We start from the raw sequence: 15065 nt of genomic DNA on the forward strand, positions 1-15065 counted from the left end.
GTGAGCGCCCCGGTCAGGAGACGGCGCCCCGGTCAGAGACGATGTGCTCGGGCCGGATCGGCACCCGGCGCAGGTCCTTGCCGGTCGCCGCCCGGATCGCCGCCGCCACCGCGGGCCCGCTGGAGATGGTCGGCGGCTCGCCGACCCCGCGGACCCCGTACGGGGCGTGCGGGTCCGGGTACTCCAGCACCTCGATCCGCATCGGCGGCGTGTCCAGCACGGTCGGGATGAGGTAGTCGGTGAACGACGGGTTGCGCACCTGCCCGTCGGTGACCAGCACCTCCTCCATCAGGGCCAGCCCCATTCCCTGCACCGACCCGCCCTGGATCTGCCCGAGCACGGCGTCCGGGTTGATCGCCTTCCCGACGTCCTGCGCGGTGTCCAGCGCGATCACCTTGACCAGGCCCAGGTCGACGTCGACGTCGACCACGGCGCGGTGGGCGGAGAACGCGTACTGCACGTGCGCGTCGCCCTGGCCGGTCTCCGGGTCCGGCTCGAACGTCGGCCGGTGCCGCCACTCGGTGGTCTCCTCGACCGCGCCGTCGCCCAGCACCTCGACCAGCCCGGCGAGCACCTCGCCACCGGCCCCGACGACCTTGTCACCGTCCAGCCGCAGTGACGCCGCGGGCACGCCGAGCGTGGCGGCGGCCCGCTCCAGCACCCGGGCCCGGACCAGCTCGCAGGCCGCCCGCACCGCACCACCGGTGACGTAGGTCTGCCGCGACGCCGACGTCGAGCCCGCCGACCCGACCGAGGTGTCGGCCGGCTCGATCACCACCCGGGTCACGCCGAGCTCGGTACGGGCGATCTGCGCCTGCACCGAGACCAGGCCCTGGCCGACCTCGGCGGCCGCGGTGTGCACCGAGGCCACCGGCTCGCCGCCGGTGACCGACAGCCGGACCCGGGCCGTGGAGTAGTCGTCGAAGCCCTCGGAGAAGCCGACGTTCTTGTAGGTGACCGAGTAGCCGATCCCGCGCCGGACGCCCTCGCCGTGCGTGGTGTTCCCCACCCCGCCGGGCAGCTCCAGCAGGTCGGTGCCCCGTTCCCCGGGCAGCGGCATGTCCCGGACCCGCTGGATCAGCTCGGCCACCGGTGCCGCGGAGTCGATCGTCTGCCCGGTGATGTTCGGGTCGCCCTCGCGCATCCCGTTGCGGGCACGCAGCTCGACCGGGTCGGCGCCGACCCGCTCGGCGAGGGCGTCCATCAGGTACTCGTGGGCGAACGCGGCCTGCACGCAGCCGAAGCCGCGCATCGCCCCGCACGGCGGGTTGTTCGTGTACACACCGCGGGCGACCATGTCGACGACCGGGAACCGGTAGGGGCCCAGCCCGAGCGTGCCGCCGTTGCCGACGACGGCCCCGGTGGACGACGCGTAGGCGCCGCCGTCGAAGAGGATCTCGGCCTTCCCGTAGCGCAGGGTGCCGTCGGTGTCCGCGCCGAACTCGTACCGCAGCCGGGCCGGATGCCGGTGCACGTGCCCGAAGAAGGACTCCTCGCGCGAGTAGCTCATCTTCACCGGCTTGCCGGTGCGCAGCGCCAGCAGGCAGGCGTGCACGTGCATCGAGAGGTCCTCGCGGCCGCCGAACGCGCCGCCGACCCCGGCCAGGTGCAGCCGGGCCGCCTCCGGTCCGATGCCCAGCACCCGCTGCACCTGCTGCTGGTCGGTGTGCAGCCACTGGGTCGCCACGTAGAGGTCGACGCCGCCCTCACCGTCCGGCACGGCCAGCCCGGACTCCGGGCCGAGGAACGCCTGGTCCTGCATGCCGACCTCGAACTCGCAGGACACGACGACCGGCGCGTCGGGGATCGGCCCGCCGCGCCGGACCGGTATCTCGCGGACGAGGTTGCCGGTGGGGTGGGACGGGTGCAGCAGCGGCGCGTCCGGATCGAGCGCGCGGCCCGGATCGGTGAGCGCGGGCAGCACCTCGTACTCGACGGCGATCTCCGCGGCGGCCCGGCGGGCGGTCTCCGGGTGCTCGGCGGCGACCAGGGCCACCGGCTCGCCCTGGTACCGCACGACGTCCTCGGCCAGCGCCGGCTGGTCGGCGTGCTCCAGGCCGGTGCGGTTCACCCCCGGCACGTCGGCGGCGGTGAGCACCGCGAACACGCCCGGCCGGGCCAGCGCCGCGGTGGTGTCGATCGAGACGATCCGGGCGTGCGGGTGCGGGCTGCGCAGGGTCACCCCCCAGCACATGTCCTCGTGCCAGAGGTCCGACGAGTAGGCGAACTCGCCGGTGACCTTGAGCGTGCCGTCCGGGCGGAGCGGGCTGTCGCCGATCCGGCCGCTGGTGGCCGAGGTGCGGTCCCCGCCCGTGGTGGTGGTGCGCGGTTCGGTGGTGGTCATGACGCCTTTCCCAGCAGGTCGCGGTGCACCGCCGCGCACTCGGCGGCGACGGTCTCGGTGTCCACGGTCAGCACCCGGTCGTGCTCGACGACCGGCCGGCCGCCGACCAGCGACAGCTCCAGCGGCGGCGGCGAGCCGAGGACGAGCGCCGCGACCGGGTCGGCGACGTCGACGTGCGCGAGCCCGTCGATCCGCCACAGCGCGAGGTCGGCCAGCTTGCCGGGCTCGATCGAGCCGATCTCGTCGTCGCGCCCGAGCACCCGGGCACCGCCGAGGGTCCCCATCTCCAGGGCGTCCCGGATGCCGAGCGCGGTGGGCCCGCCGACGGCCCGGGCGAACAGCAACGAGTTGCGGACCTCGTCGAGCATCACCGACGACTCGTTGGACGCCGCCCCGTCGACCCCGAGCCCGACGACCGCCCCGGCGGCACGCAGGTCCCGGACCCGGGCGATCCCGGCACCCAGCCGGCCGTTCGAGGTGGGGCAGTGCGCGACGCCGGTGCCCGACGCGCCGATCGTGTGCACCGCGTCGTCGTCGAGGTGCACGGTGTGGGCGAACCACACGTCCGGGCCGGTCCAGCCCAGGTCGGCGACGTACTCGGTCGGGGTGCAGCCGAAGCGCTCGCGGCAGAAGTCCTCCTCGTCGCGGGTCTCGGCCAGGTGGGTGTGCATCCGCACGCCCAGCTCCCGGGCCAGCTCGGCCGACGACCGCATAAGCTCCCCCGTCACCGTGAACGGCGAGCACGGCGCGAGCGCGATCCGCACCATCGCCCCCGGCGACGGGTCGTGCCAGCGTGCGACGGCCTCGGCGGAGGCGGCCAGGATCGCGTCGACGTCCTCGACGACGTGGTCGGGCGGCAGCCCGCCGGCGCTGCGCCCGAGGTCCATCGAGCCGCGGGTCGGGTGGAACCGCACGCCCACGTCGCCGGCCGCCTTGATCAGCGCGCCGAGCAGGTCGCCGCCCTCGCGCGGGAAGACGTAGTGGTGGTCGGTGGAGGTGGTGACGCCGGACCGGGCCAGGTGGGCGAGCGCGCCGGTCGCGCCGGCGTGCACCGCGCGCTCGTCGATCCCGGCCCAGACCGGGTAGAGCGTGCGCAGCCACTCGAACAGGGTCGCGTCCACGGCCAGGCCGCGGGTGACCCACTGGTACAGGTGGTGGTGGGTGTTGACCAGGCCGGGGGTGAGCAGGCAGCCGCGGCCGTCGACGACCCGGTGCTCGCCGTCGGGGCGCGGGGCCGGGCCGGGCCCGACCGCGGCGATCCGGTCCCCGTCGATCACGACGTGCCCGCCCGGGTGCTCCTGCCCGGAGACGGTGACGACGTGCGCGCCCTCGATGACGATCACCGGGAACCCCCGGTGCGCTCGGCGGACGTGCTCCGCACGGTGTCGAGGCGTGCTTCGCCGGCGCTCCGCACGGCATCCAGGATCTTCTCGTAGCCCGTGCACCGGCACAGGTTCCCGGCCAGCGCCTCCCGGATCTCCGGGTCGGTGGGGCGGGGGTTCCGCTCGAGCAGGTCGTGCGTGCTCACGATGAGCCCCGGGGTGCAGAACCCGCACTGCACGGCACCGTTCTCGACGAACGCCCGCTGGACGGGATCGAGCTCGCGGTCCTCGCCGGCTCCGCTGCCGATCCCCTCCACGGTCGTGACCTCGCGCCCCGCCGCCTGACCGGCCGCGACCAGGCAGGAGCAGACGGGCGTCCCGTCCAGGTAGACGGTGCAGGAGCCGCACTCGCCCTGCTCGCAGGCGTTCTTCGAGCCGGGCAGCCCGAGCCGCTCGCGCAGCAGGTACAGCAGGCTCTCCCCCGGCCAGACGTCGTCGGCGTCACGGGAGGTGCCGTTCACGGTGAGCTCGATGCGCATCAGGCGGCCCTCTTCTCGGTGCTGCGGTGGGCCTCCCAGGCCCAGGTCAGGGTGCGGCGGGCGAGCACGGCCAGCACGTGCCGGCGGTAGTCGGCGCTGCCGCGGACGTCGTCGATCGGGGAGGCGGCGGCCCGGACCCGGTTCCCGAACTCGGTGACGAGCGACTCGGGCAGCGGCGCGCGGGACTCCCACAGCCCCGCCGCGGACAGCTCGCCGGACAGGAAGTCCTCGGCGTCGAGCGCCCGGCGCGGGGTGGGCGCCGCGGAGCCGATCCCGGTGCCGACCCGGCCCCGTTCGGGGTGCAGGGCCAGCGCGAACGCGGTCACCGCGATCACCATGGCGTTCCGCGGACCGATCTTGGCGAACTGCTGCGGCCCGGTCGCCGGGGCGACGTGCACGGCCGCGATCAGCTCGTCCGGCTCCAGCACCGAGCGCTTGGGCCCGGTGAAGAACTCGGCGACCGGCACCCGGCGCACCCCGCGGACCGAGGCGATCTCGACCTCGGCACCGGAGGCGAGCAGCGGCGGGTGGCAGTCCCCGGCCGGCGACGCCGACCCCAGGTTGCCACCCGCGGTGCCCCGGTTGCGGATCTGCGGGGAGCCGACGGTGCGGGCGGCCATCGCCAGCCCGGGCAGCTCCGCGCCCAGCTCGGTGATCATCCGGGTGTACGGGACGCCGGCGCCCAGCCGGATCCGGCCGTCGACCCGGTCGACGGCGGCGAGTTCGGGCACCCGGGTCAGGTCGAGCAGGGCGGGCGGGCGGCGGCGGTCGAAGTTCAGCTCGACCATCACGTCGGTGCCCCCGGCGACCGGGACCGCGTCCGGGTGCCCGGCCTTCACCGCCAGGGCCTGGTCCCAGCTCGTCGGTACGTGGAAGTCCATGCCGAGAATGCAACCGCGTCCCGGCCACGGCCAGAAGCCGCCGCGCGGACAAAACGTGCTCCCGCTCACCCGCGCCCGTTGTATGTTCCTCCAATGCTGCTGTCCGAGCTGGTGGCCCGCCGTGAGCTCGGGCTGCGCGTGCTGCACGGGACGGCGGCCGACCTGGACCGCTCGGTGCGCTGGGTCTACACCACCGACCTGCCGGATCCGTCGCGCTACCTGGGGGGTGGCGAGCTGGTCATCTCCGGGCTCGTGTGGCGCCGGAGCGCGGCCGACAGCGAGCGGTTCGTGGCCGCGGTCGCCGCGGCCGGGGCGGCCGCGCTGGCCGCAGGGGAGGCCGTGTTCGGGGACGTGCCCGACGACGTCGTCGACGCCTGCCGCCGGTACGGCCTGGTGCTGATCGCCGTCCCGGAGCACGTCTCGTTCGGGGCGGTCACCGAGACCGTCGTCGGCGCGCTGTCCGCGGCCCGCGGGGACCGGCTCGCCCACACCCTGGGCCGGCACCGGCGGCTGCTCGCCGCGTTCGCCGAGGGCGCCGATCTCACCGACCTCGCCGGTTCGGTGTCGGCCGGGACCGGCCTGACCTGCCGGGTGCTGACGGCCGGTGGCGCGCTGCTGGCCGGCCCGCCGCTGCCCGCCGACGACCGGGACGCCGTGGTCGCCGCGTTCCTCACCGCCGAACGGCTACCGGTGACCGCGGCCCGCCACCTCGTCGTCCCGGCCGCGCCGGGGACCGCGCGGACCACCAGCTGGCTGGTCGCGGCGGAGCTCCCGCCGGGGCGCGAGGCCGACACCGAGGCCGTCGACGCCGTCGGGGAGCTCGCCGCCATCGCCGCGCTCGACCGCTCCCGCCGCCGTGAGGGCACCGCGGTGGCCCGGTCGATCGCCGACGACGCGCTCGCCCGGATCGCGGGTGGGGAGGGGGACCGGCCGGAGACGCGGGCCCGGCTGCGGCAGGCCGGGGTGGAACCGGACGGCACGCTGGTGGTGCTCGTCCTGCGGGCCGACGACGACGCCGACCCGGCGGGCACCGCGTACGCCCTGCTGGTGGATGCCCTGGCAGGCGCCGGCCCGGCCGCCGTCGGGGTGCACGGCGGAGCCGCCGTCGCCGTGCTGGCCGTGCCCGGCGCGGACGCGGCGCCGGACGCCGGCCCCGTGGCCGACCCGGTGGCCGGCGTGCTCGACCGGCTCCACCGGCTGGGGCCCGGCCTGGCCGGGCGGCGGCTGTGTGCCGGTGTCGGGCACCCGTCGTCGGCGGACGCGCTCTCCGGGGCGCTCGGCGAGGCCGGGCACGCGGCCGAGCTGGCCGCGCACCGGCCCGGCCCGGTGGCCGCGGTCCGGGCCGGGGAGATCACCTCGCACGTGGCGCTGCTGGCGGGGGTGCCCGACGAGGTGCGCCGCGGGTTCGCCGCGCAGGTGCTGGGCCCGGTCCTCGACCACGACGCGCGGTCCGGGGCCGGGCTCGCCGACACCCTCGCCACGTTCCTCGACGAATCGGGGTCGTGGAGCCGCACCGCCGCCCGCCTGCACCTGCACGTGAACACGGTGCGGTACCGGATCGGGCGGGTCGAGGCGCTGACCGGGCGGGACCTGGGCTCGTTCCCCGACCGCGTCGACCTGTACCTGGCGTTGCGGTCTCGGTGAGGCCCGGCCCCGCCCGGCCGGTCAGCGCACGAGATCGTCGAAGCGGTGCCCGGCCACCTTGGCGATCTCGACCAGCGCGGCGGCGTGCTCCTGCGCGGGCGGGTGGCCGAGCCGGCGCCGCGCGGTCGCGAGCAGCGCGGCCCGGTCCCCCGCGTCCCGCAGGCACACGATCAGCGGGAAGCCGAACCGCTCCCGGTACTCCGCGGCCAGCCCGGCCAGCTCGGCCCGGTCGTCGCCGTCGAGCAGCGCGAGCCCGGCCCGGTCCCGCCGCACGGCCAGCACACCCGGCGCGACGGAATCGCCCGCCACGTCCCGGCCCGGCCCGTCCCGGTCCGGCGCTGCCGCCCGGTCGCCGGCCGCGTCCGGTCCGGTCACGAGACCGCCCAGGTCCGGGTAGTGCGCCATCAGCTCCCGCTGCTCCTCCACCGGCGCGGCGAACAGCTCCTCCTGGAACGCCGCCCGCAGCGCCGCCGGGGTGTCGAACGGGCCGCGGGCGTGCACCCGGGCCGGCACCGGGGTCGGGCCCTCGAAGAGCCGTCCGAACACGTCGGTGAACTCGGCGCGGTCCAGCGTCGCGGCCCGCTCCGCGGGCACCGCGGCCGGCCGGGACCGTGCGGTCCGCCGACGGCCGGTGTGGAAGAACAGCAGGTTGAGCCCGATCGCGACGACGCTGCCCGCGGTGATCCCCGAGCCGAGCACGATCTGCGCCCACTGCGGGAGGGCCTGCGCGACGTCCGGCTCGACCGTGACGAACAGGGCGACGCCGATCCCCGAGCCGGCGACCACGACGTTGCGGTGGTCGGTGAAGTCCACCTTGGACAGGGTCTGGATCCCGACGACCGCGACGGTCGCGAACATGGCCAGCGCCGCCCCGCCGAGCACCGGGTGCGGCACCGCCGCCACCAGCGCGCCCGCCTTCGGCACCAGGCCGATGAGGAGCATGAACACACCGGCCGCCGCGACCACCCAGCGGCTGGAGACCCGGGTCAGCCGCACCAGGCCGACGTTCTCGGCGAAGCAGGTGTAGGGGAAGGAGTTGAGGACACCGCCCAGGGTCGTGGCGGCACCGTCGGCACGCAGGGCGCGGGCGACGTCGTCGGACCCGACCCGCTTCCCCACGATCTCACCGGTGGCGATGACGTCACCGGTCGTCTCCACGGCGGTGATCATCATGACGACGATCATCGAGAGGATCGCGGCGAGCGAGAACTGCGGCCAGCCGAAGTGGAACGGGGTCGTGACGCCGACCCAGTCCGACTCCGCCACCCCGTGCAGGTCGACCAGCCCGAACGGGGCCGCGGCCAGCGTGCCGAGCACCAGCCCGGCGAGCACGGCCACGGTGGCGAGGAAGCCGCGGAAGATCCGCTGGATCAGCACGATCACGGTGAGGGTCCCCAGCGCGAGCGCCAGGTACAGCGGGTTGCCGGGGTCGGGCGCCTCGGCGCCGCCGACGGCGTCGGTGGCGGCCACCGGCAGCAGCGCCAGCCCGATCACGGTGATCACCGTGCCGGTGACGACCGGCGGGAAGAACCGCAGCAGCCGCGCGACGTAGGGCGCGGCGAAGAAGGTGACCAGCCCGGCCACGATGACGGCGCCGTAGATCGTGGTCAGGCCCTCGGTGCCGCCGCCGGCGGCCAGCCCGATCGCGATCATCGGAGAGACCGCGGTGAACGTGACGCCCTGCAGCAGCGGCAGCCGGACGCCGATCCTGCGCCCCAGCCCGACCGACTGGACGATCGAGGCGATCCCGCAGGTGAACAGGTCCGCGTTGATCAGGTGGATCAGCTGGCGCTCGTCCAGGCCGATCGCGCTCGCGAGCAGGATCGGGACGACGACGGCGCCGGCGTAGAACGCGAGCACGTGCTGCATGCCGTACACGGCGAGCCGGCCCGGTGGCGGGACGGCGTCGACGGGATGGACCGGCGCGGTGGACCGGCGGCGTGGTAGGCGCAGTGACGGCAGTGGAGACCGTGATGTCATCGGGAGCCTCGTTCCGGAGACGGACGGAGTGCGACCTGCATCACGATGCGCCGGGGACCACCGCGCCCGGCACGGGCGCGGCCCACGAACACCGGCGGTCCCGACCGCCGGGTTTCGTGCGATCCCACAGTCGACCGGACACCCTCAGGCGAGCCCGGACTGGTAGGCGAACACGACCAGCTGGGCGCGGTCGCGGGCACCGAGCTTGGTCATGGCCCGGCTGACGTGGGTGCGTGCGGTGGCCGGGCTGACCACGAGCCGTTCGGCGATCTCGTGGTTGGTGAGGCCCTGCGCGACCAGCGCGACGATCTCGCGTTCGCGGGCGGTGAGATCGCCGAGGCGGGGATGCGGGGTCGGGCGCCGCGGTGTGACCTCGACGAACTCGCGGATGAGGGTGCGGGTGACGGTGGGGGACAGCAGTGCGGCGCCCTCGGCCACGGTGCGCACTGCGGCGAGCAGCTCGGCGGGTGGGGTGTTCTTGAGCAGGAACCCGCTGGCCCCGTGCCGCAGCGCGTCGAACACGTACTCGTCCCGCTCGAAGGTGGTCAGGACGATCACCCGGACGCCGTCGAGATCGGGGTCGGCGGCGATCCGGCGGGTCGCCTCGAGGCCGTCGATCCCGGGCATGCGGATGTCCATGAGCACGACGTCGGGGCGGGTCGCGGCGGCCTGCTCGACCGCCGCCAGGCCGTCGGCGGCCTCCCCCGCGACCGTGTAGCCGTCCTCGCTGCCGAACAGCGTGCGCAGGCCCATCCGGACGAGGTCCTGGTCGTCGACGAGCAGGACCGAGATCGGCGTGGTCACGGCGAGGTCTCCGGGGTGCGGGGAAGCGTGGCGCGGACCTGGAACGAGTGGGCGCGCGGGCCGGGACCGGCGCGGAACGTGCCGCCCAGCTGCGTGACCCGGCGGCGCATGCCGGTGATCCCGATGCCGTCGACCGGGGGCGGGCCGAGGTTCTGGTTGGTGACCTCGACGGTCACCGCGGCGGCGGTGTGGGCGATCCGCACGTCGGCGTGCTGGTGCGCGGAGTGCTTGATGACGTTGGTCAGGGACTCCTGCAGCACCCGGTAGGCCGCCACGTCGGCGGCGGGCGGCAGGGGCCGGGGGTCGCCCTCGACGTCGAGGCGGACCGTGATCCCGGCGTCCTCGACCCGGCGGCAGAGCTCCCCGGCCCGCGCGAGCCCGGGGGTGGGCGCCGCCCGGTCGCGGCCGGGGTCCTCGCGGGGGATCGCGGCGAGCGTGGTGCGCAGCTCCTCGAGGGCGGACCGGCTGGCGTGGCTGATCGCCTCCAGGGCGGCCCGGGTCTGCTCGGGACGCGGCCGGGACAGGTGCAGCGTGATGTCGGCCTGCATCTGGATCGCGGCCAGCCCGTGCCCGACCACGTCGTGCACCTCCTGGGACAGCCGCAACCGCTCGGCGTCGACCAGGCGCTGCTCGGTGGCGCGGCGCTCGCGGGCGTGCGCGGCGACCACGAGACGGCGGGCGGCACCGACGGTGGACGGGATCGCGACCCAGGCCAGCAGGGGCAGCAGCCCGGCCGGCCCGTCCAGCGCGGCGTCGTTGGTCCACAGGTGGACGGCCAGCATCAGGTACACCGCAGCGGCCAGCGGCGCGGAGCGGGCCAGCGGCTGCTGCCGGGCGGCGGTGTACAGGGTCAGCACGACGAACCCGAACAGCGGGCCGTACGGGTAGCCGGCGGCGAGGTAGGCCCCGACCAGGGCACCGGCTGCGGCTGCGGCCGTGAGCGGCCGTCGGGCGCGGAGCGCGGTGGCGCCGCCCGCGAGCAGCACCAGCACGACCGCCACCGCGTCGGTCTCGCGATCGACGGTGCTCATCAGGTCCTGCGCCGGCAGGGACACGAGCGACAGCAGGGTCAGCGCGGCCACGAAGGCCGCGTCCGCCCACCCCTTCCGGGCCCACTGCCGCACCCGATGCCGGGCGCGGGCGGCCCGGTCCGCGCGCACGCGCCCACCGGTCGCCGCACCGGCCCTTCCGGATGGGGTCCCGACCGCGGACATGGTCCCAGTATCGCCGCTCGCCCGGGTCGCCCGCGCCGGTCGGGAAGCGGCCGTCGGCGTACGTCCGCGGGCGTAGCCGGCTCAGGCGGAGGCCGCGTCCTGCCGGGCCAGCTCGTCCACCAGCGCCTCGGCGGCGGCCCGCAGCTTCGGCACGGCGGAGTCGATGAGCTCGTCGGTCATCCGGGTGGTCGGCCCGGAGATCGAGACGGCGGCGGGCAGCGGGCCCTCCAGCGCCACCGCGACGCACCGCACCCCGAGCTCCTGCTCGCCCTCGTCGATCGCGTAGCCGGTGGCACGCACCTGCTCCAGCGCGGCGTCGAAGGCCTCGATCGAGGTGATCGTGTTGTCGGTGTGGGCGACGAAGTCGGTGTGCCGCAGGATCTCCCGCACCCGATCGGCCGGCATCCGGGCGAGCAGGGCCTTGCCGACCGCCGTGCAGTGCGGCGAGACCCGGCGCCCGACCTCGGTGAACATCCGCATCGAGTGCCGGCCCGGCTCCTGGGCGACGTAGACGACCTGGTTGCCCTCGAGCATGGCCAGGTTGGCGCTCTCGCCGAGGTCGTCGACCAGCTCGGTGAGCCGGGGCTGGGCCCAGATCCCGACCAGCCGCCCCGCGGCGTCCCCGAGGCGCACCAGCCGGGGCCCCAGCGCGTACTCCCGGGAGGACTGCTGCCGGACGTAGCCGCGGCCGGCCAGGGTGCGGACCAGCCGGTGGATCGTCGGCAGCGGCAGCCCGGACGTCGCCGCGAGGTGCGACAGGCTGACCGTGCCGCCCGCGTCGGCCATCGCCTCGAGCAGGTCGACGGCCCGCTCGACGGCCTGCACGGTCCCGGAACGAGCCGGGACGACGCCACCGCCGGCAGCGTCGAGCCCGGTATCAGATTTCCGCATGACGGAAATTCTAGACGTTCTCGGCCGGCCGTGCGGCCTCGCGCGCCGCCGGATCCGGTTCGACGGCGGAAATCTCGTACGACCCCAGTCCCTGCAGCGGGAAGCCGGTGATCTTCTTGGTGCGGGGGGTGGCGTAGGTCCGTACCTTCGACGTGCCCAGGCCGAGCCGCACCATCGACTCCGCGATCGTGACCGCGGCCCGGACCCCGTCCACGACCGGAACGCCCGTCGCGTCGCGGACCCGGGCGTCCAGGCCCGCCATGCCGCCGCAGCCGAGGCAGATCACCTCGGCGTGGTCGTCGGCGACCGCGCGCTCGGCCTGGTCGACGATCGCGGCGACGGCACGCGCCGGGTCCTGCTCGAGCTCCAGCACCGCCAGGCCGGACGCCCGCACCGACGCGCAGCGGCGGTCCAGCCCGGCCAGCAGCAGCCGGTCCTCGATGAGCGGCACCGTCCGGTCCAGCGTGGTCACCACCGAGTAGCGGTGCCCGAGGTACAGCGCGGTGGTCGCGGCGGCCTCGGTGATGTCGACGACGGGCACGTCGAGCATCTCCTGCAGGCCCTCGCGGCCGTGCTCGCCGTAGCCGGCCTGGATCACCGCGTCGAACGGGCCGTCGTAGCGGGCGACGGCGTCCGCGACGCCGACCGCGGCCAGGTAGCTCTCCAGGTTCCCCTCGACCGACTCGGCGCCGAACCGGGGCGTGAGCCCGACGATCTCGGTGCCGGGAGCGGCGACCGCGCGCGCCGACTCGGCGATCGCCTCGGTGACGGACTCGGTGGTGTTGACATTGACGACGAGGATGCGCACTCCGGCGGCCTTTCGGATCAGTGCCCGGCGGACCGGACGGCGATGCCCTCACCGGACACCGCGCGGTAGGTCGTGCCCCGGGGCGCGACCAGGACGGTGAGCACTGCACCGATCGCGGCGCCCAGGAACCAGGAGAACGGGGCGATCGGCTCCATCGCGGGGACGAACCCGGCCGCGACGGCGACGATCGCGGACGGCACGAACACCGCGACCGCGCGGACGTTGATCCCGCCCCGGTAGTGGTAGGCGCCGTCCGGACGCTCGGTGTACAGCGCCGGGACGTCGATCCGGCCGCGGCGCACCAGCCAGTAGTCGGCCATGACGATCCCGAACAGCGGGCCCAGCAGCGCGCCGAGCACGCCGAGGAAGTAGACGATGACCGTCGGGTTGTCGTAGAGGTTCCACGGCAGGATGACCAGCCCGATCACCGCGCTGACGATGCCGGCCCGGCGGAAGTCCAGGAGCTTGGGCAGCAGGTTGGACAGCGCGTAGCAGGGGGCCACGAAGTTGGCCATCAGGTTCACCGCGACCGTCAGCACGAGCAGCGCGGCCGACGCGACCAGCAGCAGCGGGGTGTTCGGGATGGTGTTGACGACGTCGCTGGGGCTGGAGATGACCTGGCCGTCGATCCGGAACTGGCCCCCGGCCAGCACGACCGCGACGACGCCGAAGAACAGGGTGTTCGGCAGGATCCCCCAGAAGCTGCCGTTCCGGATCGCCGACGGGCTGGTCGAGTTCCGGGTGAAGTCGCAGAAGTTGAGGACGAACGTGCCGTAGATCGCCGTCCAGAGCGACGCGCCGGCCAGGATCTGCACCCACATCGTCCCGCCGGTCAGCGGCTCGGGCACCGACAGCGCGATGTCCCCGCCGGTCTGCCACAGCATCCAGCCGGCGAGCCCGGCCAGGGTGACCAGCACGACCGGGCCGGCGAACGCCTCGTAGCGGCGGATGCCGTCCATGCCGTAGAGCAGGATGCCGACCTGGATCACCCAGAGCGCCAGGAAGCAGATCCAGCCGAGCACGGACAGGCCGAGGAACGACACCTGTTCGAGGGACTCGGCGGCGGGCACCACGGCCAGCACCATCACGGTGAGCACCTGGGTCGCCAGGTAGGTCTGGATGCCGAACCAGGCGATCGCGACCACGCCGCGGACCAGCGCCGGCAGCTGCGCGCCCCGGACCCCGAACGAGATCCGGCTCATCACCGGGAACGGCAGGCCGGTCCGGTAGCCCATGTACCCGGCGACCGTGAGGAGCACGAACAGCAGCAGCGCCCCGATGCCCAGCGACACGAGGATCTGCCAGGCGCCCAGGCCCAGCGCGAACAGCCCGAGCGCGAACCCGTAGTTGCCGAGGCTGTGCACGTCGACCGCCCACAGCGTGAAGATGTTGTACGCCTTCCACGACCGGCCCTCGACGGTGGTCGGGGCGAGGTCGGTGTTGTACAGGTGCGGGCTGAGGTCGCCGGTACCGTCCTGCCGGTCCGGCCGGGTCGTGTCGGGGCGCGTCATCGGGCCCACCTCTCACTGGTTCCGCAATGCGGAATTATTTTGTTGGCTGGTGGAATTACGCTAAGGCTGTGGCCGGGCACCCGTCAAGGGGCCACGGCATGGGGGTTCTCCCCACTGCCGACCGTGCCGCGACCGGGAACGATCGGAGATCGTGACCGACACCCGGCCCGGCGCTCCCCGAGACCTCTCCGACCGGCTCCGCCATCCCGTCCCGCACCTGTTCGTCTACGCGTTCGCGATCGTCCCGGCGATCGCCCTCGTCGCCGCCGTCCCGCTCGCCTGGGGCTGGGGCCTGACCTGGCTCGACGCCGGTCTCGCCCTCGCGCTGTACGTGATCTCCATGCTGGGCGTGACCGTCGGGTTCCACCGCTACTTCACGCACGGCTCGTTCAAGGCCCGGCGCCCGCTGCGGATCGCGCTGGCGGTCGCGGGCAGCCTCGCCGTCCAGGGGCCCATCCGGCACTGGGTCGCCGACCACCGCCGCCACCACGCCTACGCCGACGCCGAGGGCGACCCGCACTCGCCGTGGCGGTACGGCACCTCCCCCGCCGCGCTCGTGCGCGGGTTCTGGCACGCCCACATGGGATGGATCTTCGACCGCTCGCTGACCGACCAGCGCCGGTTCACCCCGGACCTGCTCGCCGACCGGGACATCGACCGGGTGCACCGCGGCTTCACCGTGCTGACGATCCTGTCCGTCTTCGGGCCCGGGCTGGTCGGCGGGCTGGCCACCTGGTCGTGGTGGGGCGCGTTCACGGCGTTCTTCTGGGCCGGGCTGGTGCGGGTCGCGGTCTCGCACCACGTGGCGTGGTCGACCAACTCGATCTGTCACCTGGTCGGCGAGCGGCCGTGGCGGGCCCGGGACCGCTCGACCAACGTCTGGCTGCTGGCGATCCCGAGCATGGGCGAGTCCTGGCACAACCTGCACCACGCGGACCCGACCTCGGCCCGGCACGGCGTCGGCAAGGGGGAGATCGACATCTCCGCCGGCGTGATCCGGCTGTGCGAGAAGGCCGGCTGGGCCTACGACGTGCGGTGGCCGACCGAGAAGCGGCTGGCCAAGCTCGCGGTGCGCCCGGAGCAGGCGGCCTCGACCTGAGGCCGTACCGGCCGGCGGACCGCTCTCC

General features: G+C 74.8%; 12 protein-coding genes. 2 read left to right on the plus strand and 10 right to left on the minus strand.

Annotated elements, in window-relative coordinates; genetic code table 11:
• Positions 1-13 precede the first annotated feature (13 nt).
• The 4 genes from pucD to H7X46_RS15415 are packed head-to-tail and all read right to left on the minus strand — an operon-like array spanning position 14 to position 5086.
• A complete protein-coding gene (gene pucD / locus H7X46_RS15400; RefSeq protein ID WP_186360062.1) occupies positions 14-2344 on the minus strand; it encodes a xanthine dehydrogenase subunit D in 2331 nt (776 codons plus the stop codon).
• Positions 2341-3684: an 8-oxoguanine deaminase gene (locus H7X46_RS15405; protein ID WP_186362692.1), complete on the minus strand. Its 1344-nt coding sequence runs from the start codon at positions 3682-3684 to the stop codon at positions 2341-2343. Before H7X46_RS15405 ends, pucD begins: the two co-directional genes overlap by 4 nt.
• Positions 3684-4205, minus strand: coding sequence for a (2Fe-2S)-binding protein (locus H7X46_RS15410; RefSeq protein ID WP_186360063.1), 522 nt, complete (start codon positions 4203-4205; stop codon positions 3684-3686). The genes H7X46_RS15405 and H7X46_RS15410 overlap by 1 nt, the downstream gene beginning before the upstream one ends.
• Entirely contained in the window at positions 4205-5086 is an 882-nt protein-coding gene (locus H7X46_RS15415; RefSeq protein ID WP_186360064.1) for a xanthine dehydrogenase family protein subunit M, read from the minus strand. The genes H7X46_RS15410 and H7X46_RS15415 overlap by 1 nt, the downstream gene beginning before the upstream one ends.
• A gap of 93 nt (positions 5087-5179) precedes the next feature.
• Between H7X46_RS15415 and H7X46_RS15420 the strand changes: the two genes are divergently transcribed.
• A complete protein-coding gene (locus H7X46_RS15420) occupies positions 5180-6730 on the plus strand; it encodes a PucR family transcriptional regulator ligand-binding domain-containing protein (RefSeq protein ID WP_186360065.1) in 1551 nt (516 codons plus the stop codon).
• A 21-nt stretch (positions 6731-6751) separates the two neighbouring features.
• Here the strand turns inward: H7X46_RS15420 and H7X46_RS15425 are convergent, their stop codons facing one another.
• The 6 genes from H7X46_RS15425 to H7X46_RS15450 form a co-directional block, all read right to left on the minus strand.
• Positions 6752-8710, minus strand: a complete 1959-nt coding sequence (locus tag H7X46_RS15425) for a solute carrier family 23 protein (protein WP_186360066.1) — start codon at positions 8708-8710, stop codon at positions 6752-6754.
• A 144-nt stretch (positions 8711-8854) separates the two neighbouring features.
• Positions 8855-9514, minus strand: a complete 660-nt coding sequence (locus H7X46_RS15430; protein WP_186360067.1) for a response regulator transcription factor — start codon at positions 9512-9514, stop codon at positions 8855-8857.
• Complete coding sequence (locus H7X46_RS15435; RefSeq protein ID WP_186360068.1) at positions 9511-10728, minus strand: sensor histidine kinase; 1218 nt, start codon at positions 10726-10728, stop codon at positions 9511-9513. The genes H7X46_RS15430 and H7X46_RS15435 overlap by 4 nt, the downstream gene beginning before the upstream one ends.
• Before the next feature lie 81 nt (positions 10729-10809).
• Positions 10810-11619, minus strand: coding sequence for an IclR family transcriptional regulator (locus H7X46_RS15440; protein ID WP_186360069.1), 810 nt, complete (start codon positions 11617-11619; stop codon positions 10810-10812).
• 10 nt (positions 11620-11629) lie between these two features.
• Entirely contained in the window at positions 11630-12427 is a 798-nt protein-coding gene (locus H7X46_RS15445; protein WP_370588790.1) for an aspartate/glutamate racemase family protein, read from the minus strand.
• 17 nt (positions 12428-12444) lie between these two features.
• Positions 12445-13938, minus strand: a complete 1494-nt coding sequence (locus tag H7X46_RS15450; protein ID WP_186360070.1) for an NCS1 family nucleobase:cation symporter-1 — start codon at positions 13936-13938, stop codon at positions 12445-12447.
• A 151-nt stretch (positions 13939-14089) separates the two neighbouring features.
• Here H7X46_RS15450 and H7X46_RS15455 point away from each other — a divergent pair, with 151 nt between their 5' ends.
• Positions 14090-15037, plus strand: a complete 948-nt coding sequence (locus tag H7X46_RS15455; protein ID WP_186360071.1) for an acyl-CoA desaturase — start codon at positions 14090-14092, stop codon at positions 15035-15037.
• Positions 15038-15065 lie beyond the last annotated feature (28 nt).

It is taken from the genome of Pseudonocardia sp. C8, from assembly GCF_014267175.1.
In the GTDB taxonomy this organism is placed as follows: domain Bacteria; phylum Actinomycetota; class Actinomycetes; order Mycobacteriales; family Pseudonocardiaceae; genus Pseudonocardia.

Excerpts from the sequence above, each read along its gene's own strand:
- H7X46_RS15415 (WP_186360064.1), bottom strand. The coding sequence starts at position 5,086 with ATGGACTTCCACGTACCGACGAGCTGGGACCAGGCCCTGGCGGTGAAG.
- H7X46_RS15435 (WP_186360068.1), bottom strand. The coding sequence starts at position 10,728 with ATGTCCGCGGTCGGGACCCCATCCGGAAGGGCCGGTGCGGCGACCGGT.
- H7X46_RS15450 (WP_186360070.1), bottom strand. The coding sequence starts at position 13,938 with ATGACGCGCCCCGACACGACCCGGCCGGACCGGCAGGACGGTACCGGC.
- H7X46_RS15410 (WP_186360063.1), bottom strand. The coding sequence starts at position 4,205 with ATGCGCATCGAGCTCACCGTGAACGGCACCTCCCGTGACGCCGACGAC.
- H7X46_RS15420 (WP_186360065.1), top strand. The coding sequence starts at position 5,180 with ATGCTGCTGTCCGAGCTGGTGGCCCGCCGTGAGCTCGGGCTGCGCGTG.
- H7X46_RS15425 (WP_186360066.1), bottom strand. The coding sequence starts at position 8,710 with ATGACATCACGGTCTCCACTGCCGTCACTGCGCCTACCACGCCGCCGG.
- pucD (WP_186360062.1), bottom strand. The coding sequence starts at position 2,344 with ATGACCACCACCGAACCGCGCACCACCACCACGGGCGGGGACCGCACC.
- H7X46_RS15440 (WP_186360069.1), bottom strand. The coding sequence starts at position 11,619 with ATGCGGAAATCTGATACCGGGCTCGACGCTGCCGGCGGTGGCGTCGTC.